The organism is Paracoccus sp. J55 (assembly GCF_000513975.1).
Taxonomy (GTDB): domain Bacteria; phylum Pseudomonadota; class Alphaproteobacteria; order Rhodobacterales; family Rhodobacteraceae; genus Paracoccus.
On record NZ_AZVA01000007.1, the window covers coordinates 145,854 to 163,991 of the forward strand.

At 68.0% G+C, this 18,138-nt stretch carries 15 protein-coding genes; 10 read left to right on the plus strand and 5 right to left on the minus strand.

What is annotated here, in order from left to right; all coding sequences use genetic code 11:
• Positions 1–201: 201 nt before the first annotated feature.
• Complete coding sequence (locus PARJ55_RS21795; protein WP_230378897.1) at positions 202–642, minus strand: CAP domain-containing protein; 441 nt, start codon at positions 640–642, stop codon at positions 202–204.
• Positions 643–1,275: 633 nt separating this feature from the next.
• On the opposite strand from PARJ55_RS21795, the gene PARJ55_RS21800 reads away from it, so the two are divergent.
• The 4 genes from PARJ55_RS21800 to PARJ55_RS0109255 all read left to right on the plus strand — a co-directional run bounded on the left by PARJ55_RS21800 (position 1,276) and on the right by PARJ55_RS0109255 (position 6,726).
• Entirely contained in the window at positions 1,276–4,092 is a 2,817-nt protein-coding gene (locus tag PARJ55_RS21800; protein ID WP_036713954.1) for a hypothetical protein, read from the plus strand.
• Positions 4,093–4,376: 284 nt separating this feature from the next.
• Complete coding sequence (locus tag PARJ55_RS0109245; protein WP_028712771.1) at positions 4,377–4,931, plus strand: type 1 glutamine amidotransferase domain-containing protein; 555 nt, start codon at positions 4,377–4,379, stop codon at positions 4,929–4,931.
• Between the two features lie 103 nt (positions 4,932–5,034).
• Positions 5,035–6,171, plus strand: coding sequence for a YihY/virulence factor BrkB family protein (locus tag PARJ55_RS21805; protein WP_084637810.1), 1,137 nt, complete (start codon positions 5,035–5,037; stop codon positions 6,169–6,171).
• A gap of 72 nt (positions 6,172–6,243) precedes the next feature.
• On the plus strand, positions 6,244–6,726 hold the full coding sequence (locus tag PARJ55_RS0109255) for a pyridoxamine 5'-phosphate oxidase family protein (protein ID WP_028712772.1): 483 nt from the start codon (positions 6,244–6,246) through the stop codon (positions 6,724–6,726).
• A 276-nt stretch (positions 6,727–7,002) separates the two neighbouring features.
• On the opposite strand, the gene PARJ55_RS21810 is transcribed toward PARJ55_RS0109255, so the two are convergent.
• The 3 genes from PARJ55_RS21810 to PARJ55_RS0109270 all read right to left on the minus strand — a co-directional run bounded on the left by PARJ55_RS21810 (position 7,003) and on the right by PARJ55_RS0109270 (position 10,078).
• Positions 7,003–7,347, minus strand: coding sequence for a hypothetical protein (locus tag PARJ55_RS21810; RefSeq protein WP_028712773.1), 345 nt, complete (start codon positions 7,345–7,347; stop codon positions 7,003–7,005).
• Between the two features lie 152 nt (positions 7,348–7,499).
• Entirely contained in the window at positions 7,500–8,441 is a 942-nt protein-coding gene (locus PARJ55_RS0109265) for a GTP-binding protein (RefSeq protein WP_028712774.1), read from the minus strand.
• Positions 8,442–8,443: 2 nt separating this feature from the next.
• Positions 8,444–10,078: an amidohydrolase gene (locus tag PARJ55_RS0109270; protein WP_028712775.1), complete on the minus strand. Its 1,635-nt coding sequence runs from the start codon at positions 10,076–10,078 to the stop codon at positions 8,444–8,446.
• A 105-nt stretch (positions 10,079–10,183) separates the two neighbouring features.
• On the opposite strand from PARJ55_RS0109270, the gene PARJ55_RS0109275 reads away from it, so the two are divergent.
• The 6 genes from PARJ55_RS0109275 (at position 10,184) to PARJ55_RS0109300 (ending at position 16,639) form a co-directional block, all read left to right on the plus strand.
• Positions 10,184–11,128, plus strand: a complete 945-nt coding sequence (locus tag PARJ55_RS0109275; protein ID WP_028712776.1) for a LysR substrate-binding domain-containing protein — start codon at positions 10,184–10,186, stop codon at positions 11,126–11,128.
• A 106-nt stretch (positions 11,129–11,234) separates the two neighbouring features.
• A complete protein-coding gene (locus tag PARJ55_RS0109280) occupies positions 11,235–12,827 on the plus strand; it encodes an ABC transporter substrate-binding protein (protein ID WP_028712777.1) in 1,593 nt (530 codons plus the stop codon).
• A gap of 18 nt (positions 12,828–12,845) precedes the next feature.
• Positions 12,846–13,817: an ABC transporter permease gene (locus PARJ55_RS0109285; protein ID WP_028712778.1), complete on the plus strand. Its 972-nt coding sequence runs from the start codon at positions 12,846–12,848 to the stop codon at positions 13,815–13,817.
• Positions 13,818–13,865: 48 nt separating this feature from the next.
• On the plus strand, positions 13,866–14,699 hold the full coding sequence (locus PARJ55_RS0109290; RefSeq protein WP_028712779.1) for an ABC transporter permease: 834 nt from the start codon (positions 13,866–13,868) through the stop codon (positions 14,697–14,699).
• 3 nt (positions 14,700–14,702) lie between these two features.
• The gene (locus tag PARJ55_RS0109295; RefSeq protein ID WP_028712780.1) at positions 14,703–15,692 is read left to right on the plus strand and encodes an ABC transporter ATP-binding protein; all 990 of its coding nucleotides are present in this window, start codon (positions 14,703–14,705) and stop codon (positions 15,690–15,692) included.
• Positions 15,689–16,639 carry an ABC transporter ATP-binding protein gene (locus PARJ55_RS0109300; protein WP_028712781.1) on the plus strand — a complete coding sequence of 317 codons (951 nt, stop codon included), beginning with the start codon at positions 15,689–15,691 and terminating at the stop codon, positions 16,637–16,639. Before PARJ55_RS0109295 ends, PARJ55_RS0109300 begins: the two co-directional genes overlap by 4 nt.
• Before the next feature lie 46 nt (positions 16,640–16,685).
• Here the strand turns inward: PARJ55_RS0109300 and PARJ55_RS0109305 are convergent, their stop codons facing one another.
• Positions 16,686–17,999 carry an MFS transporter gene (locus PARJ55_RS0109305; RefSeq protein ID WP_028712782.1) on the minus strand — a complete coding sequence of 438 codons (1,314 nt, stop codon included), beginning with the start codon at positions 17,997–17,999 and terminating at the stop codon, positions 16,686–16,688.
• Positions 18,000–18,138: the final 139 nt, after the last annotated feature.

The following is an 18,138-nucleotide window of genomic DNA, read 5'->3' on the forward strand; positions in this document are numbered from 1 at the left end:
CCGGGGGGCGTAACCGCTGTTTCCCGCTTCCGGTGTGCGCTGGCCGATGTCCGCGGCCTCGCTCATCCGCTGCTGTCCGCGATGAAACCGGGCAGCTGTTCAGGAAGAAGCGGGTCGGACGCCGGCCCATGCGCGTCTCGCGTCCGGGTCTCCATGGCGCTCATCCGCCTGCGGTGCGGGGGCATGGCCCCGCCGTGCCCTTCATCTTCCGCTGGGCGCGGCATAGATGGCCGACCAGAACCGGGTCCGGCCATCCGAGCCCGTCGCATGGCCGATGCCGAATTGCCGGACCTGCGGAATCAGGATGTTGGCGCGGTGTCCGCTGGAGCCGTTCCATTCCCGCAGCACCTGATCGACCCCGTAAGGGCCGGCGGCAATGTTCTCGGCGGTGATCCGGGGCGAATATCCCAGCGTCTTGATCCTTTGCGCCGGCCCGCTGCTGCGGCTGCCGGCATGGGTCATCCTGCCCCGGCGGGCCATATCGCAGGCATGCTCGGCCGCCGCGCGGGCCAGCAAGGCGTTGGCGCTGACCGGAGGCAGGCCGGCCTGGATGCGGGCGCTGTTGGTTGCGGCCAGGCCGGAGCCGATGACCGCCGCGCTGGGGGCGCTGCATTCGACCTCTCCCGGCGGTGATGCCTGCACGTCGTGGTCCTTGACGGGATCCCGGGCGTCCGGGGGCGAGCAGGCGGCAACCAGTATGCAAGCCATCATCGTCGCGCGGGGGTTGTGCGGGAATGCATGCGGCATCGTCCTTCTCCTGGCCTTATGGAAGAACGCCTGCGGCATGACTGGGAAATTCCGGTGAAATAACTCAATAAATCTTGTGCATCCATGCCTGCGCTTCTGGCAGCGCAACGCAAAGCGGGCGATCCTCGAACACGTTATGCGTGCATAACCTGTGATGCGGCTTATTGTTCCGCAGGCTTCGGACCACCGCCAGGCACCGGAACAAACCCGCCGCCAGCAGGACCGGGCCCGGCCCTTCGGGAGACGGGCCATGCCGGCCACGGTCCAGCCCTTGCCGGCGCCGGGTTTGCGGCAGCTCTGGATCGACCGGCGCCGGCTTTCCATCGCGTCGCGGTGCGGGCGAACTGGCCTCTCGGCGCGAAGGTGCTGCCCTCGCCCGGCAGCCGGCCAGAGGACAAGGCGACGAGGCCGCCCGTCGGGACCGCTGCCGAATGACGGGCCCCGACCACCAATCTGATCCATTTGGACAAGTCGACATGGTCCCCGCTTCCTCTCAGGATGGCCGAAGATCGGTTTCCGAGTAAGGTCATGGCCCGTATCCTTCTGACCCTCGCGTTCCTGTTCGGGCCGGCCCTTGCGCTGGCCGAACCCTTGGCCGGGCGATGGTCGGGCACCTATGCCTGCAATGCGCTTGGCGGCGCGCAGTTCACCCTGGAAACCGAGCAGGCGGGAAACGGCATCATCTCGGGCACCTTTTCGTTCGAGATCGGGACCGGCGGCCATGCGCTCAAGGGCGCCTACAAGGTCATGGGCCGGGGCGGCGCGGACGGCTTCCGGCTGCAGCCGCGCGACTGGATCGAGCGCCCGCCGGGCGTCGAGGCCCTTGCGCTGAGCGGCAGGACCCGCGACGGCGGCGCCGTCATCGAGGGCGAGATGGAGGGCTGCGCCCTGAACGACAGGTTCCTCGGCGCCTCGGCGGAAGGGATGGCCGTGCGGCTGGAGGACGCGAACAGCGAGCCCGTGCCGCCGACCATGGGCCCGCCGGCCGGGCGCTGGAAAGGAGAGGTGATCTGCCGCGGCCAGCGCAAGACCACGCTGTCGCTCCCGATCGAGGCGGTGATCCTGACCGACGGTGATCGCGTCGCGGCGGATGCGCGGGTGCATGTGGCCAACCAGCAGGGCGGCGTGCCCGCCGAGCAGCGCACGATACTGGGCGGGCAAAGCGCCGAGGGGCGGCTGGAGCTGGCCGGGCTCGGCAGCCTTTCCCCCGGCGGCCCGCGGTTCCAGATCAACGGCCTGTCCCTCGCCGTCGACGGCCAGTCGCTGAGCGGCCCAGTCAATATGCGCGGCTGCGACAAGGTCAGCCTGACCTATGCCGGCCCCGCCGCTGTGCCGCCCCTGCCCGACAGCATGACCGGCAGCTGGGTCGGCACGGCGGAACAGCAGAACGGCGCCATCGCCATGCATTTCGAGCTGCGGAACGGCCAGGCCGGGGGCTTCGGCGAGCTTCGCCTCGGCGCCCCGGCGCATCTGCCCGTGGAGCGGCGCAGCAAGCTGCATCTTGTCCTGGCGCCGGTGGGAGAGCTGAACGGATGGCAGCTGATGCTGCCGCTTGGCCAGCGCGCCTTCGAGATTTCGCAAGACGATGTCCGGCGGCACAGTTCCGGCCCGGTCGGGCCGTTCGCCAAGGCCGGCGCCTATCTGGTGTCGGAAACCCCGGCCGGCGGGCTTGAGCTTGTGGCGCTGATCCGGTCGGGCGATTTCGCCGTGGCCGCCTCGCTCATGCCGGGCACGCCGCCGGGGCCCAAGACAAGTGTGTTGGTCTTGCAGCGGTCCGAGGGCGGGCTTGCCGATGCCGTCGTCGCCGGCGAAACGCCGCCGGTGATCTTTCCCGAACCGCTGGGGGGAACGCTGGCGGCGGCGCGCTCGCGCGAGGCGCAATGCGCGGTCTTGCAGGAATGGATCACCCCCTATTCCGAAGGCAAGGACATGCGCGGGACGGTGATCGCCAATCTGCAGCGCGAGCTGGCAGAGGCCTTCACCGACGCGAAGTTCGAGCCGGTGTTCGGCCTGCCCTTCGCCCTTCTGAGCGACGAGGAGCGCAGGGCGCTGGCCCGTTTCATCCGCGAGGATTGCGAGCAGGGACAAGGCATGGCCGACGTGGGCTTTGCCGGCGCGCAAGTGATCGGGCACCAGAGGGGCTATCGGGAAATGGTCAAGCGCCTGACCGATGTGGCGGAATCCTCGCGTTGGGCCGAGGCCGCGCTGGACGAGGCGCAGGCGCTCTCCAGCACGGCGGCTTCCCTCGCCCGGATCGAGCAGCTGAAGGCCGGGGCCCGGGATCGCGCGCGGGAGCTTTCGGCGCGGCAGATCGCCGGGCTTGACGCGGGGCTGGCGCTTCGCGCGCGTCAGATCCGCACCGATATCCTGCGGGCCGATATCGACCGCGACCTGCCCGGACTTTCCGCCGGCAGCCGGGAAGACGGCGCCCTCGACCAGCTTTTCCGGCTGGCCGGGCGCATCGCGGATGAGGATGTCCTGCCTGACGCGCGGCAAGAGCTGCATGATCGCATCGCGCCTCCTGCCCTGAAGATAAGCGACGAATACGTGACCGCGCTGATGGCCGAGGTCGATACCTTGCCGGCCTCGTTGCAGGGCCTTGCGGATGCCCGGCGGATCGGTGCCGCGCTTGGGCCGGTCGTCGAGGCGGTGCACGAGCATTTCGGTGCCGACCTCCGGCCCCGCATCCAGCCGCTCTTTCTTCGCCGCAGCATGATCGAAAGCGATCCGGCCGTGCTGGAAGCTTTCCGGAAACTGCTGGCGGATGCCCCCTCCGGTCGCGGCGCGAAAGAGGCGGTCCGGGCCGCTGCCGCGCAATATCTCGACGAGGCGGCGATGCAGCGCCTGCCCGAATATGATGCGGTTTACAAGGCGGCTCTGGAACATGCCGAGTGGCGCGCGATCATCATCACCGACAACAGCCGCAATCCCGGCGGGGACGAGCCGCGTGCCGAGGATATCGCCCGGTTCGCGCTGGACCGCGTGCGCGAGGTGAACGCGACGATCTCGCAGATCGAGGACGACTGCCTGCAGGGGGTCGCGGCCATCGGCAACAGTCCGGCGCGCGGGATCGAGTGCCTGACCATGCCGGCGGTCTGGACGGGGCAAAAGGGCTTTGCATCCGAGCTGGTCTCGGTCACCAAGATATCCTGCTCTCCCGACGCCGGGGGGTTCCGATGCTATTTCCAGCAGGAGATACAGTTTTTCGGCCCCGGCGGCGCCCGCATGAATCTTGAGGATTTCATCGGCACCTTCGGAGAGAGGGCCGCCCGGCTGGAGGTTCAGGAGGCGCTTTTCATCCCCGGGAACGAGGGCTGGCAAGTGCTCTGGGGCGACTTGAGATAGGGCGGAGGCAATGCCGGTGGGGGGCCTCGCCCATCCCGGAGGCCGCATCAGGCGCCCGACCGGGCGGTTCGGTCCCGGATCGGCGGGCAAAAGACGTCTTTTCTGGCCGCGAAAGCAGCCTGACCCGCACCCGGCCCTGAAGGGTCGGTCGCCGAAGGCTTGCGGTGCAATCGGCCGGCTTGTCCGGTCCGCCGGCCGGGCCGCCAGGAACATCCCGCCCGTTTCCCTGTTGTTGTCCCCATGCTGCTGAAGGCGTGAAACCTGCAACAGGAAAGGACGACGACATGCCGAAGATGGCCGATGCCAGGATTCTCATCCTCGCCACCGACGGGTTCGAGCAATCCGAACTGGAAGTGCCGCGCGACCGGCTGCGCGAGGCGGGCGCGACGGTCGAGATCGCCTCGCCCGACGGAGAAAGCATTCGAGGCTGGCAGGGCGAGGATTGGGGGCAGAGGGTCCAGGTCGATCTGGATTTGTCCTCGGTCGATGCGTCGGGCTATGACGCGATCGTGCTGCCGGGCGGCCAGATCAACCCCGACAAGCTGCGCATCGAGGCCGGCGCGGTCGATCTGGTGCGGCGCTTTCACGACGAGGGCAAGATCGTCGCGGCGATCTGCCACGGGCCCTGGCTGCTGGTCGAGGCGGATCTGGTCGAGGACCGCAAGGTGACCTCTTACAAGTCCATCCGCACGGATCTGGTGAATGCGGGCGGCATCTGGACCGACAGCCCGGTGGTATCGGACGAGCGCATCATCACCTCGCGCAGCCCGGACGACCTGAAAGCCTTCTGCGGCGCCATCATTGCCGAGCTTGAGGGTGGCGGCGCGCAGCCGCGCTGACGGGCGGCGCAAGGGACGAACACGGGCCGTTCCTCCGGGAAAGGGATCCGCGCCCGTCCCTTTGCGTTGAAATTCAGTCATCCGCGTCTCACAAGGGCCTTTCATGCCGATCTCTCCCGACAGGCCAACCGACGATCTGGGCCATGGCGCGGACACTCCCGCCGAAATTCCCAGGAACGGCTGGCGGCAGATATTCCGACGGGTCCGGTCCGAAATCGCCGAGGACCATGTCGGCGTGGTGGCGGCAGGTATCGCCTTCTATGGGCTGGTCGCCATCTTCCCGGCCATCGCGGCGCTGGTGGCGATTTCCGGCCTGATCCTCGATCCCGCCGATCTGGGCAGCACCATGGAGCGGATATTCGCCTTCCTGCCCCCCGATGCCGCGGCGATCATCCGAGACCAGCTCGTCAAGGTCACCGATGGCGGGACCGGCACCGGGCTCGTCGCAGTCTCGGGCCTGGGGATCGCAGTTTACGGCGCGATGAAAGGGGTGATGACGCTGATCGAGGGGCTGAACATCGCCTATGACGAAGACGAGACGCGCAGCCTGCCGATGCTCTACCTGACCGGCTTCGCCTTGACGCTGGCGCTGATGATGGGCTTGATCGTCGCGATCGGCCTGATCGTGGTGCTGCCCCTGGCCGCCGATCTGCTGCATCTCGGCGGAAGGGTGCAGGCGGCGATCTCGTGGATCGCCTGGCCGATCCTTGCAGGCTTTGCGGTGCTGGGGCTGGCGGTGGTCTATCGGTTCGGCCCGTCCCGCAAGGCGGCGAAATGGCGCTGGCTCAGCCTGGGTGCGGCGCTGGCGGTCTGCGTCTGGATCGCCGCATCCTTCGGATTTTCGCTCTATGCCAGCAATTTCGGCAGCTATACCGAAACCTACGGAACGCTGGCCGGGGTGGTGATCCTGCTGACCTGGCTCTGGCTGTCGGCCTATGTGATCCTGGCCGGCGCCGAACTGAATGCCGAGATCGAACAGCAGACCGCACGCGACACGACGGCCGGCGCACCGCAGCCCATGGGCCTGCGCGGCGCCGTCAAGGCGGACACGCCTCCGCCCGGAACAGCGCATCCGAACGGCGAAGGCGGGAACGGCACGGATGGGGCGTCCGGCGCCTCGGCGGAAGGCTCGCCCCGCCATGAGCTTCTGCTGGCCGGGGCGCTGGCCCTGCACGCCCTGATCCGCATGGCGAAGCCTCGCGGCAAACAATCGCATGAGCATGATCGCCGGCTTGGGTAGATTCCAGCCCGATGCATCTTCAGGAACATTTCCCGGCGCATTGTGTTGGACCGGCATGAACAGGAGGCGAGCATGACCGATCATGACGACCACGTCGAGAAATTCTGGAGCCGGCTCGGCGGCATCAACTCCGGCATGCTGGGCTTGATCCAGGACGCGCGGCTTGTGCCCATGTCGCATTATGCCGAAGCCGAAGCGGGCAGGCTGTGGTTCATCACCGCCAAGGGGACGGATCTGGCCCGCTCGCTGGCCGCTGGCGGCAAGGAGGCCGTGCATGTGGTCGGCGACGAGGGGAAAGGGCTCTTTGCCCGGATCCACGGCACGCTGGCCCTGTCCGACGACCGCGCCAAGCTTGACGAGCTGTGGAACGCCGTGGCCTCAAGCTGGTTCGAGGACGGCCGGCAGGACGAGGATGTCCAGCTTCTGCGCTTCGATATTGCCGAGGCCGAGGTCTGGCTGACGGGCGGCAGCCTGTCCTTCCTCTACCAGATCGCGAAGTCCAAGGTCACCGGCGACAAGCCGGATATGGGAGAGCATTTCACCCTTTCCTTCTGACCCTCGCCGCGGCGGCTTGTCCCGGCCCTTCACCTGGTGGCGACCGGTCGCGAGCCGCGGAAATCGGGCGGACGACCCGCGCCATCTTCGAGATCGCGCCGGAGCCGTGCTGCCCGGGGGCTTGCAGAGCCATGCATTCGACTGGCGCGACATCTGCGGCGGCGTCCAGTCGGGCAGGATCGGCCCGGATCGGCCGCTGCACAGGTATTCCGCCCGGATGAAATCCGGCAACAGCACCACGCCCGCGCCATCGGCCTATGCGCCGGCAGATCGCCATCATGGGCGCTGATGGACCGCCCCGCAAAGCCCGCTTTCCCGGTGGGTGCCGGCGCTGCAGGCCGGGCAAACGCCGGGCGACAATTCGCTGGGACGCCTGACCTCGGCATGCGGCCAGCCTGGTGCCGCGACCAGCAGGCGTTTGACCGGGCAGATCTTGCGCCAGATGGTGGACTTGTCCGAAGGCGCGGCGGAGATGCGGATCGTCATGTCGAAATCCTCCTCGGCCATGTCGAAGATCGACTTCGACGCACTGCCGCCGTCGCAAGTTGCCCGGCAAGGGGCGGGTGCGGTGCATCGCATCGCCTGCTGCGGCAGTTCGCGGTGGATGCCGAGCCCGACCATTTTCGATATCCTTGCTCCGCTGCTTCCCGGCAAGCAGGCCGAGACGGGAATTCGTCGCGACGGCGATCCTGGGCGGCCTGACGGAGAGCCATGGCGTCGACGCTGGCCGGGCTGCTGGCCTGGTTTCTGCCGGGAACCGGCGAAGGCGCGCATCAGCGGCGCGCCAAGGAGTTCGTGCCGAAGGAGATGCCGAACCCTTCGAGCTCGGCGGCCAGCCGCGCCAGAGCCTCTGCATCCGGCGCGATGGCGACCAGCCGGTTCATGGCCATGCCTTCGGGCGCCTCGGCCGGTTCCAGCGCCAGCACGCCCGCGGCCAGCTGCAGCAGATGCGGGCGCTCCGCGTCGGGCAGGCGGACATAGCCCTTCAAGCGGTGGATGGCGCGCCCATGCCGCGCGATGATTGCGGCCAGCCCTTCGCGGTCCGGGGGTGGGGAAATCCCGATGATGCGGCTGGCGAACAGCCGACCATGGTCGCGGTCCGGGGCCAGGGCCACTAGGCTGCGGCCGTCATGGGGCGTCGCCAAGGCCTGCATGAAGCCGCCGTCCACCGCCAGATGCTGGCTGGCCAGCGGGTTGAGCCGGGCGACCAGCCGCGCCGCGCGGCGCAGCGCAGCGCGGCCGGCGATGTCGGCGCGCGACAGGAACACGGCGTCGGCGCCGCGGATCTGGCTTTCCGCAACCCTGCCGATCCGGGGATCGGCCAGCCGCTCGGCCAGGCTTTGCGGATCGACCACCGCCACCACCGCCCGGCAGTCCAGCTCGGGCTCGGCCAGGGCAAAGGCGGCCAGCCGCTGCGGCTCGGCCACGCCGCTGGCCTCGATCACCAGCCGGTCCACCCGGTCGCGAAGGCTCAGCGCCCGCTCGAAGGCGTCGAACAGCCCGCCGCCCATCGAGCAGCAGATGCAGCCGTTGCTGAGCTGGATCGTGTCGGCCGAGCGGCCGGCGATCAGTGCCGCATCGACCGCGATGTCGCCGAAATCGTTGACCATGACCAGAATGCGCTCGCCCTGCCGGTCCAGCAGCCGGTTCAGCAGCGTGGTCTTGCCCGCGCCCAGATAGCCGCAGAGCAGGTTGACGGGCAGCGGCGCGGCCATGGTCAGAACGACCCGGCCGCGACCGGCCTGCCGCCGAAGACGGTGCCCCAGACCCGGACCTCGCGCAGGTGCTCGGGGCCGAGGGTATGCGGATCGTCCTCGAGCACGGCGAAATCGGCGCGCTTGCCGACCTCGACCGAGCCGAGCTCGCCGTCCAGCTTCAGCGTATGGGCGGCGCCCAGGGTGATGGCGTAAAGCGCCGCCTCCAGCGGGATGCGCTCGGACGTGCCCAGCTGCCGGCCGCTGTCGGTTCGGCGATTGACCGCGCACCAGGCGGTGACCAGCGGCGCCAGCGGCGTGATCGGCGCGTCGGAATGGATGGCCAGCGGAATGCCCATCTCCAGCGCGCTGGCGCAGGGGTTCATGCGGCAGGCGCGCTCGGGGCCGATGGTGATCTCGTAATGCTTGTCGCCGAAATAATACAGGTGGTTGGCGAACAGGTTCACGCAGCATTGCAGCGCGGCGATGCGGCGCAGTTGCGCCCGGTCGGCCATCTGGCAATGTTGCAGCACATGGCGGTGGTCGGGGCGGAAATGCCCGGCCAGCGCCGCCTCCAGCGCCTCGATGGCGGCAAGGCTGGCGCCGTCGCCGTTGACATGGATATGCATCTGGATGCCCTGGCGGTTCAGATCGTCCACCATGGCGTTCAGCGCCTCGGGGGCGATGTTCCAGATGCCGTTGTCGGTGCCGCGATGATAGCCCGGGGCCAGCAGTTGCGCGGTGAAGCCCTGGATCGAGCCGTCGGTGACGATCTTGACCCCGCCCAGCCGCACCCGGTCGGTCGAGCGCGCCCGCAGCTCCTTCGCCCGCGCCGCCACCGCCGCGGGTGGCAGCGCCATGGCCGACAGCATCGGCACCAGCCGCAAGGGATAGCCGGCCTCGGCCGTGGTGGCGAACAGGTCGGCCAGCGTCTCCTCGGCCAGCTCGTTCAGCAGGTCGGTCGAGGTGGTGACCCCCGCCCGGCAGGCCGAGCGCGCGAAGTTCCAGATCGCCTCGGGATCGCCGCCCATGGCGCGGAAGCTGGCGCCGACCCGGCGCATGACCGGGAACATGGCGCCCATCTCATGCAGCTCGCCGTGCAATTCGCCGTCCTCGGTGTGGATGACGCCGGGCACGTCGGTGTTCTCGTCATAGCCGGCCAGGTCCAGCGCCACGCTGTTGGCGGTCAGCAGGTGCATGTTGGAATGCAGCACCACCACCGGCCGCGTGGTCGAGACCCGGTCGAGGTCCAGCCGCGACAGCCGGTCGCCCGGCACGAAAAGCGGATCGAAGCCCCAGCCGACGACGGGCCCGTCCCCCAGTTCCTCGGCGCGGTCGCGCAGGCGCTGGACCAGCGCGTTGGTGCTGGTGACGCCCTGCCACAGCCGCCCGTCCGGGGCCACGCGGTCGTAATGCCCCAGATAGGTGAAGCGCCAGACCGAGCCTTCCATCATATGGGCATGGCCCTCGACGAAACCGGGCATCAGCACCTTGTCCGCGAATCGGTCGTCGTGGTGCAGATCTCCGCGACCACGCATCTCCTCGGGGCCGCCGACGGCAAGGATGCGCCCGTCATGGGACACCATCACATGCGTCGCCTCGGGCCGCGACGGGTCCATGGTGATGATGCGGCGTGCTGAAAAAACGGTCGGGATCATGCAATTTCTCCGTCAGATGCGGCTTCGCGGGCAGATTAGCCGTGACAAACATCCTGCGTGAAATGCATAATTGCGCGGGATTTCCGCTATTTTCCTGAGGGTCGGATGCATTACACCCTGAAACACCTGCGCTATATCGAGGCGGCCGAGCGGCACCAGTCGATCACCGCCGCGGCCGAGGCGCTGGCGGTCTCGCCCTCGTCCATCGCCGCCGCCATCGACCATGTCGAGGCGCAGCTGGGCCAGCCGGTCTTTGCCCGCGTGCCCTCGCGCGGGATCGCCGCGACCAGTTTCGGGCGCAAGATCATCGACGAGATCCGCTTGCTGCTGGTGGCGCAGGCGCGTTTCGACGGCAAGATCGCTGATCTTGAACAGCGCATCGACGGCACCGCCCGCATCGCCTGCTTCACGCCGCTGGCGCCGATCCTGCTGCCCACGATCCTGTGCGAGGTGCGCGAACGCTATCCGAACCTGATGATCGAGGTGATGGAGGGCAACTGGGAGGAGGTGGTGCGCGCCGTCGATACGGGCGACGCCGATTTCGCATTCTGCTACGGGCTGATGAACGAGCTGGCCTATCGATTCCTGCCGCTTTTCGTCGGCCATCCCCATGCCGCGCTGCCGGCGGCGCATCCGCTGGCCAGCGGCCGCTTCGTCACGCTGGAGCAGCTGGCGCCCGAGCCGCTGGTGGTGCTGGACCTGGACCTGTCGCGGCGCTACCTGATGGACCTGTTCGCGACGCGGGGCCTCAAGCCGAACGTGGTCTATTCGGCGCGCTCGACCGACATGATGCGGGCGCTGATCGCGGCCGGCATGTGCTACGGAATCTTCAACATCCGCCCGATGAGCAAGCAGACCTATGCCCGCGGCGACCTGGTGCGCCTGCCGCTGGCCGGCGAACACGACGCGCCGCGCGCCGGGGTTCTGACCCGGCGCGACGTGCAGCTGACCCCGGTTTGCGAAGCGATCATCGCCACTTGCGAGATGCAGGCGATGCGCGGCGAATTCGACCGCGCCTTCGTGCGGCCCTACCTTCCACAGGATTTCTGAGGAATTCGGGCGCAAAAATGCATTTGCCGCAAAGCCTGCCGATGACCGATCCATAAGGACGCAGCGTCAACGCAGAATTCGGCGCGCGCCCAACACGGAGAACCAGATGACCCTTCCCCCCGCCTTCTCGCGTCGTTTCCTGCTGGCCGGTGCCGTGGCGCTGGCCGCGATCGCCACCGCCCCCGCGCTTTTTGCGCAAGAGGCGCAGCAGGGCGGCACGCTGGTCGTGGCCTCGGTGCAGAAGCCGCGCCACCTGAACGCCGCCGTGCAATCGGGCATCGCTACCGGCGTGCCGGCGGCGCAGATCTTCGCCACGCTGCTGCGCTATGGCGAGGATTTCACCCCGCAGCCCTATCTGGCCGAAAGCTGGGAATTCAGCGATGACAGCAAGGTGCTGACCCTGAAGCTGCGCGGCGGCGCCACCTTCCACGACGGCCAGCCGATCACCGCCGATGACGTGATCTGGTCGCTGGGCGTGGTCAAGGAGAACCACCCGTTTTCCAGCATGCTGGAACCGGTCGAGGCCTTCGAGGCGCCCGATCCGCAGACCGTGGTGATCCGCATGAAGCAGCCGCATCCGGCGATCCTGCTGGTGCTGTCCTCGGCGCTGACGCCGATCCTGCCGAAGCATGTCTTCGACGACGGCCAAGACATCAAGTCGAACCCCAAGAACAATCTGCCCGTGGGCTCGGGTCCGTTCAAGGTGACTGCCTTCGAGCCGGGCCAGCACATCATCCTTGAACGCTATGACGGCTTCTTCCTGGAGGGGAAGCCCTATCTGGACCGCATCGTGATCCGGCAATACCAGGACGCCAACTCGGGCGTGCTGGCGCTGGAATCAGGCGAGGCGCAGATGTTCCCGCTGCTCGACTCGACCCGGCTGATTCGGCGGCTGGAGAAGTCCGGCGGCCTGACCGTGACCGATCAGGGCTATGCCGGCATCGGCCCGGTGAACTGGCTGGCCTTCAACACCAAAAGCCCCGGACTGTCGGATGTGCGCGTGCGCCAGGCCATCGCCTATGCCATCGACCGCAATTTCATCACCAAGGCGCTGCATTCCGGCCTGTCGAAGCCCGCGATCGAGCCGGTCGTGCAGGGCAGCCCCTTCTTTACCGAGGAGGTCGAGCATTACGACTTCGACCTTGACAAGTCCAAGGCCCTGCTGGCCGAGGCGGGTTTCGGCGAGGGCGGCAAGACGCTCAAGCTGCGCATCGACTACATCCCCGACAACGAGGAACAGCAGCGCGCCATCGCCGAATATGTCAAGGCGGCGCTGGCCAAGGCCGGGGTCGAGGTCGCCGTGCGCGCCTCGCCCGATTTCCCGACCTGGGCGCAGCGCGTGGCCTCGTATGACTTCGACATGACCATGGACCAGGTGTTCAACTGGGGCGACCCGGTGATCGGGGTGAACCGGACCTATCTGTGCTCGAACATCCGCGAAAGGATCATCTGGTCCAACACCCAGCAATATTGCAACGAAGGCGTGGACAAGCTGATGAACGAAGCGGGGGTCGAGCCGGACCTGACCAAGCGCAAGGACCTTTACGCCCAGGCGTTCAAGCAGATCACCAGCGACATCCCGATCCATTTCATCAACGAAGTGCCCTATCACACGGTCTATTCGCAGGCCGTGCAGAACCCGCCCGTCTCGATCTGGGGCGCGATGGGGCCGATGGATGAGGTCTGGCTGAAGCAGTAACCGGCGGAGGCAATCCCGATGTTTCGACCTATCCTGCGGCAGCTGCTTTATGCGGCCGCCCTGATCCTTGCTGTCCTTGTCCTGAACTTCCTGCTGATCCAGCTCGCCCCCGGCGACCCGGCCGAGGTCATCGCCGGCGAGATGGGCGGCGCCAGCGCCGAGGTCATGGCCGCGATCCGCCAGCAATATGGGCTGGACAAGCCGCTGCCGACCCAGCTGGCGCTGTATCTGGGCCGCGCGCTGCAGGGCGACCTGGGCATGTCCTATTTCTACAACCGCCCGGTGGTCGACCTGATCCTGTCGCGGCTGGGACCGACGCTGCTGCTGGTGGCGACCGCGCTGGGTTTCGCGCTGGTCGTCGGCACGCGGCTGGGGATGCTCGCCTCGCGCAACCCGCGCGGCATCGCCTCGGCGCTGGTCACGGTGCTGTCGCTGATCGGCTATTCGGCGCCGGTGTTCTGGACCGGGCTGATGCTGGTGATCCTGTTCGGCGCCACCATCCCGCTGTTTCCCATCGCCGGCATGATCGACGTGGTGAAACAGGGCGGCCCGCTGGTCCGCGCGCTGGACATCGCCCATCATCTTGTGCTGCCGGCGCTGACGCTGGGGCTGGTCTATCTGGCGCAATACAGCCGGCTGACCCGCGCCTCGATGCTGGAGGTGCTGGGCGCCGACTATATCCGCACCGCCCGCGCCAAGGGCGTCAGCGAGCGGCAGGTCTTCGGCCGCCACGCCTTCCGCAACGCGCTTCTGCCCGTCGTCACCGTCGCGGGGATGCAGTTCGGCGCCATCATCTCGGGCGCGGTGCTGGTCGAGACGGTGTTCAGCTGGCCCGGCCTTGGCACGCTGGCCTTCCAGTCGATCCTGGCGCGCGACTATCCGACCGTGCTGGGCATCCTGTTCTTCTCCACCCTGATCGTCATCATCGCGAACCTGCTGACCGACTTCGTGTCGCGCCTGCTGGACCCGCGCCTTGCCGGAGGTCGCTGAGACATGACCGCGCCCGCCAGAACCACGGTTCCAGCCGCCCGCGGTCCCATGGCCGAAGCCTGGGACATCTTTCGCCGCAGCCCCTCGGCCATGCTGGGCCTGGCGCTGCTGATCCTGGTCATGGGAATGACCTTCGCCGGACCTCATATCTATCAGGTCGATCCGTTCGAGATCGTCTGGGCGCCGCTGACGCCGCCCGGCGAAGAGGCGACCATTCCTCTGGGCACCGACAACCTGGGCCGCGACATCCTGGCCGGGCTGATCGCGGGCGGCCGCGCCACGCTGGCGGTGGGCTTTGCCGCCGCAGCGATCACCATGCTGATCGGGGTGCTGATCGGCGCCTATGCCGGCTTCTACGGCGGCTTGGTCGACGACATGCTGATGCGCGTGACCGAGTTCTTCCAGGTGCTGCCGCCCTTGCTGTTCGCCATGGTCGTGGTGACGCTGTTCCAGCCGACGCTGGTCAACGTGGCGCTGGCCATCGGCATCGTCAGCTGGCCGCAGACCGCGCGGCTAACCCGGTCCGAGTTCCGCCGCATCCGCACGCTGGAATATGTCAGCGCCATGCGTGCCATCGGCGCCGGCGACGGCAACATCATCTGGCGCGTCATCCTGCCCAACGCCCTGCCGCCGCTGATCGTCTCGGCCACGCTGACCATCGGCATGGCGATCCTGTTCGAGGCCGGGCTCAGCTTCCTTGGCCTGTCGGACCCCAACGTCATGTCCTGGGGGCTGATGATCGGCTCGGGCCGGGAATACCTGCTGGACGCCTGGTGGGTGGTGACGCTGCCCGGCGCGATGATCTTCCTGACCGTGCTGGGCGTCAGCCTGGTCGGCGACGGGCTGAACGATGCGTTCAACCCCCGGATGAGGGAGCGCTGAGCCATGACCGAACCCGTTCTGGACATCCGCAACCTCAAGGTCGATTTCACCACAAGGCGCGGCGTGGCCCATGTGCTGGACGACGTGTCCTTCAGCGTCGCCCCGGGCGAGCTGCTGGCCATCGTCGGCGAATCCGGCTGCGGCAAGAGCATGACCGCGCTGTCGGTGCTGGGCCTGATCCCCTCGCCCCCCGGCAAGGTGGTCGGCGGCAGCATCCTGTTCCAGGGCCGCGACCTGACCAAGCTGCGCCAGTCCGAGATGCGCAAAATCCGCGGCGGCGACATCGCCATGATCTTCCAGGAGCCGATGACCTCGCTCAATCCGGTCTTCACCTGCGGCGAGCAGATCGCCGAGGCGGTGCGGCTGCACCAGAAGGTCAGCCCGAAGGCCGCCTTCGCCCGCGCCGTCGACATGCTGCGCGCCGTCGGCATCCCCGAGCCGGAACTGCGCGCCCGCGCCTATCCGCACCAGCTTTCCGGCGGTATGCGCCAGCGGGTGATGATCGCCATGGCGCTGTCCTGCGAGCCGAAGCTGCTGATCGCGGACGAGCCGACGACGGCGCTGGACGTGACCGTGCAGGCGCAGATATTCGGCCTGCTGGACGAGCTGCGGCAAAAGACCGGCACCGCCATCGTCCTGATCACCCATGACATGGGCGCGGTGGCGGAAATGGCCGACAAGGTCGCGGTGATGTATGCCGGCCGCGTCATCGAGCGCGGCCCGGCCGACGCGGTGCTGGATAACCCCGGCCATCCCTATACGCGCGGCCTCTTGGCCAGCATCCCGCGCGTCGATGCCGACCCGGATGCCGATCTGCCGGAAATCCCCGGCATCGTGCCGGCGCTGACCGACCTGGGGCGCGGCTGCGCCTTCGCGCCGCGCTGCCCGCTGGCCGTCGAAGCCTGCCGCGCCGCCCAGCCCCGCCATATCGCCATGACCGGCGATCACTCGGCCGCCTGCATCCAGCTTGAATCCCGCGAGGTCCCGGCATGACCCAGCTTCTTTCCGTCCGCGACCTCAAGGTGCATTTCCCCACCGCGAAGAGCGGCACCGTCCATGCGGTGGACGGGGTCAGCTTCGACATCCAACGCGGCCAGACGCTGGGCATCGTCGGCGAATCCGGCTCGGGCAAGACCACCACGGCGCTGGCGGTGATGCGCCTTGCCCCGATCACCGGCGGCGAGATCGACCTGGACGGCACGCCCGTCAGCCGCATCGAGGGCGAGGCGCTGCGCCGCGCCCGGCCGCGCTTCCAAATGGTGTTCCAGGACCCGTTCTCGTCGCTCAATCCGCGCGACCGGGTCGGGCGGATCATCCGCCAGCCCATGGACCTGCTGGGTCTGGGCGAGCCCTCCGGCCGCGACGCGCGGGTCGAGGAGCTGCTGACCCAGGTGGGCTTGCGCCCCGAGCTGAAATCGCTTTACCCGCACCAGTTCTCCGGCGGGCAGCGACAGCGCATCGGGCTGGCGCGAGCCTTGGCGACCAAGCCCGACCTGATCGTCTTCGACGAGCCGGTCTCGGCGCTGGACGTGGCGGTGCAGGCGCAGGTCCTGAACCTGATCCGCCGCCTGCAGCGCGAGACCGGGCTGACCTATCTGTTCATCAGCCACGACCTCGGCGTCGTGCGCCATATCTGCGACGAGATCGCGGTGATGTATCTGGGCCAGATCGTGGAAAAGGCGCCGGCGGCGCAGATCTTCGCCGCGCCGCGCCATCCCTATACCCAGGCGCTGATCGCCGCCGCGCCCTCGCTTGCGCCCGAGCATCGGCGGCGGGGCGGCGGCGCGCGGCTGCAGGGCGACCCGCCCAGCCCGGTCAACCTGCCCAAGGGCTGCCGCTTCGCCTCGCGCTGCCCGATCGCGGTCGAGGATTGCCGGCAGCGGATGCCGGCCCTGCGCGAAGTCGCCGCCGGGCAGGCGGTCGCCTGCCATCTGGCCTGACGGCCGGCCGGGAAAAGGGGCCTGCCGCCAGGGCAGGCCCCTTTCGTCATTTCGACACCGCGGCGGCCAGCTGCGGATCGCATCCGAGACCTTCGTCGTCATCGGCGGGATCGTCGCGGAACGGGCGGTCCGGGCGGATCAGCAGCGCGCAGGCCGCGCCCACCAGCAGCAGGACCAGCGAGGCCGCGAAGGGCAGGTCCCAGCGCCCGGTCAGGTCGATGATCAGCCCGAAGACGATGGGCGAGATCATCCCGGCCAGCCCGAAGCCGAAGTTCATGAAGCCGCTGGCGGTGCCGGAATATTGCGGCGCGATATCCATCGGCGTGGCCCAGATCGGCGCCACGATCAGCTCGGCGAAGAAGAAGGCCGCGCTGAGGCTGATCGCCACGGTGACCAGATCGGTCGAGAACATCACCGGCAGCATGCAGGCGAAGGCGCCAAGGAAGCCCAGGATGATGACACTGATCCGCGCCAGCGTCACGTTGCCGGTGCGGCGCAGGATGCCGTCGCTGAGCCAGCCGCCCGCCAGGTCGCCCACCACCCCGGCCAGGAAGACGCCGGCGGCGAAGATGGCGGATTTCTTCAGGTCCAGCTCGTGCTGGTGCAGGAAATAGGACGGGATCCAGTTCAGGAACAGCCACAGCGTCCAGCCATAGCAGAAATCGGTGATCGTCACCGGCAACATGCGCTTGAGCAGCCGGCCCCAGGGCAGGGTCTTGCGCTCGCCCACGATCTTCTGGTCGGGCAGGGCCTCCAGCTCTTCGGGCGTGATGCCCTTGTGGCTGCGGGGATCGTCGCGGAAATACCACCACCACAGCGCCACCCATAGAAAGCTGATCAGGCCGACGATGATGAAGGCCTCGCGCCAGGACAGCGCGATGATCAGGAAGGCGATCAGCGGCGGGGTCAGCGCGTTTCCGAAGCGCGCGAAGGCATGGGTGATGCCCTGCGCGAAGCCGCGCTTTTCGGCCGGCATCCAGTTCGACAGCGCCCGGGTGGCGGTCGGGAAGGCCGAGCCCTCGCCCATGCCCAGAAGCACGCGCGCGATGATCAGCGAGACCGCGCCCTCGACGAAGCCGATCATCACCGTCGCGGCCGACCAGACCGTGCCGCAGATGATCAGCGTCTTGTGCGGCCCCAGCCGGTCGCCCAGACGGCCGCCCAGGATCTGGAACAGCGCATAGGGATAGGCGAAAGCGGAAAACGCCAGCCCCAGCTCGAAATTCGTCAGGCCCAGTTCGGCCTGCATGGCGGGGGCGGCGGTGCTGATGTTCACCCGGTCGATATAGGTGACCAGATACATCAGGCAGATGACGAACAGAACCCGGTCCGTCGTCCTGAATCGGGTAAGCCTTAGCATGTCTCCTCCCTGGATTATGCTGGATGTGTTGGCACGTCCGTTTGCGGCCCGTTGCGCGGTCCCCTGTTGAAGTCCCGCCCTCCTCCGACGGGTCTTCGGGCTTTTGGCGCCGGGCCGGGTTCTTGGGAATCACACCTCC

Excerpts from the sequence above, each read along its gene's own strand:
- PARJ55_RS21800 (WP_036713954.1), top strand. The coding sequence starts at position 1,276 with ATGGCCCGTATCCTTCTGACCCTCGCGTTCCTGTTCGGGCCGGCCCTT.
- PARJ55_RS0109245 (WP_028712771.1), top strand. The coding sequence starts at position 4,377 with ATGCCGAAGATGGCCGATGCCAGGATTCTCATCCTCGCCACCGACGGG.
- PARJ55_RS21805 (WP_084637810.1), top strand. The coding sequence starts at position 5,035 with ATGCCGATCTCTCCCGACAGGCCAACCGACGATCTGGGCCATGGCGCG.
- PARJ55_RS0109255 (WP_028712772.1), top strand. The coding sequence starts at position 6,244 with ATGACCGATCATGACGACCACGTCGAGAAATTCTGGAGCCGGCTCGGC.
- PARJ55_RS21810 (WP_028712773.1), bottom strand. The coding sequence starts at position 7,347 with ATGGTCGGGCTCGGCATCCACCGCGAACTGCCGCAGCAGGCGATGCGA.
- PARJ55_RS0109265 (WP_028712774.1), bottom strand. The coding sequence starts at position 8,441 with ATGGCCGCGCCGCTGCCCGTCAACCTGCTCTGCGGCTATCTGGGCGCG.
- PARJ55_RS0109270 (WP_028712775.1), bottom strand. The coding sequence starts at position 10,078 with ATGATCCCGACCGTTTTTTCAGCACGCCGCATCATCACCATGGACCCG.
- PARJ55_RS0109275 (WP_028712776.1), top strand. The coding sequence starts at position 10,184 with ATGCATTACACCCTGAAACACCTGCGCTATATCGAGGCGGCCGAGCGG.
- PARJ55_RS0109280 (WP_028712777.1), top strand. The coding sequence starts at position 11,235 with ATGACCCTTCCCCCCGCCTTCTCGCGTCGTTTCCTGCTGGCCGGTGCC.
- PARJ55_RS0109285 (WP_028712778.1), top strand. The coding sequence starts at position 12,846 with ATGTTTCGACCTATCCTGCGGCAGCTGCTTTATGCGGCCGCCCTGATC.
- PARJ55_RS0109290 (WP_028712779.1), top strand. The coding sequence starts at position 13,866 with ATGGCCGAAGCCTGGGACATCTTTCGCCGCAGCCCCTCGGCCATGCTG.
- PARJ55_RS0109295 (WP_028712780.1), top strand. The coding sequence starts at position 14,703 with ATGACCGAACCCGTTCTGGACATCCGCAACCTCAAGGTCGATTTCACC.
- PARJ55_RS0109300 (WP_028712781.1), top strand. The coding sequence starts at position 15,689 with ATGACCCAGCTTCTTTCCGTCCGCGACCTCAAGGTGCATTTCCCCACC.
- PARJ55_RS0109305 (WP_028712782.1), bottom strand. The coding sequence starts at position 17,999 with ATGCTAAGGCTTACCCGATTCAGGACGACGGACCGGGTTCTGTTCGTC.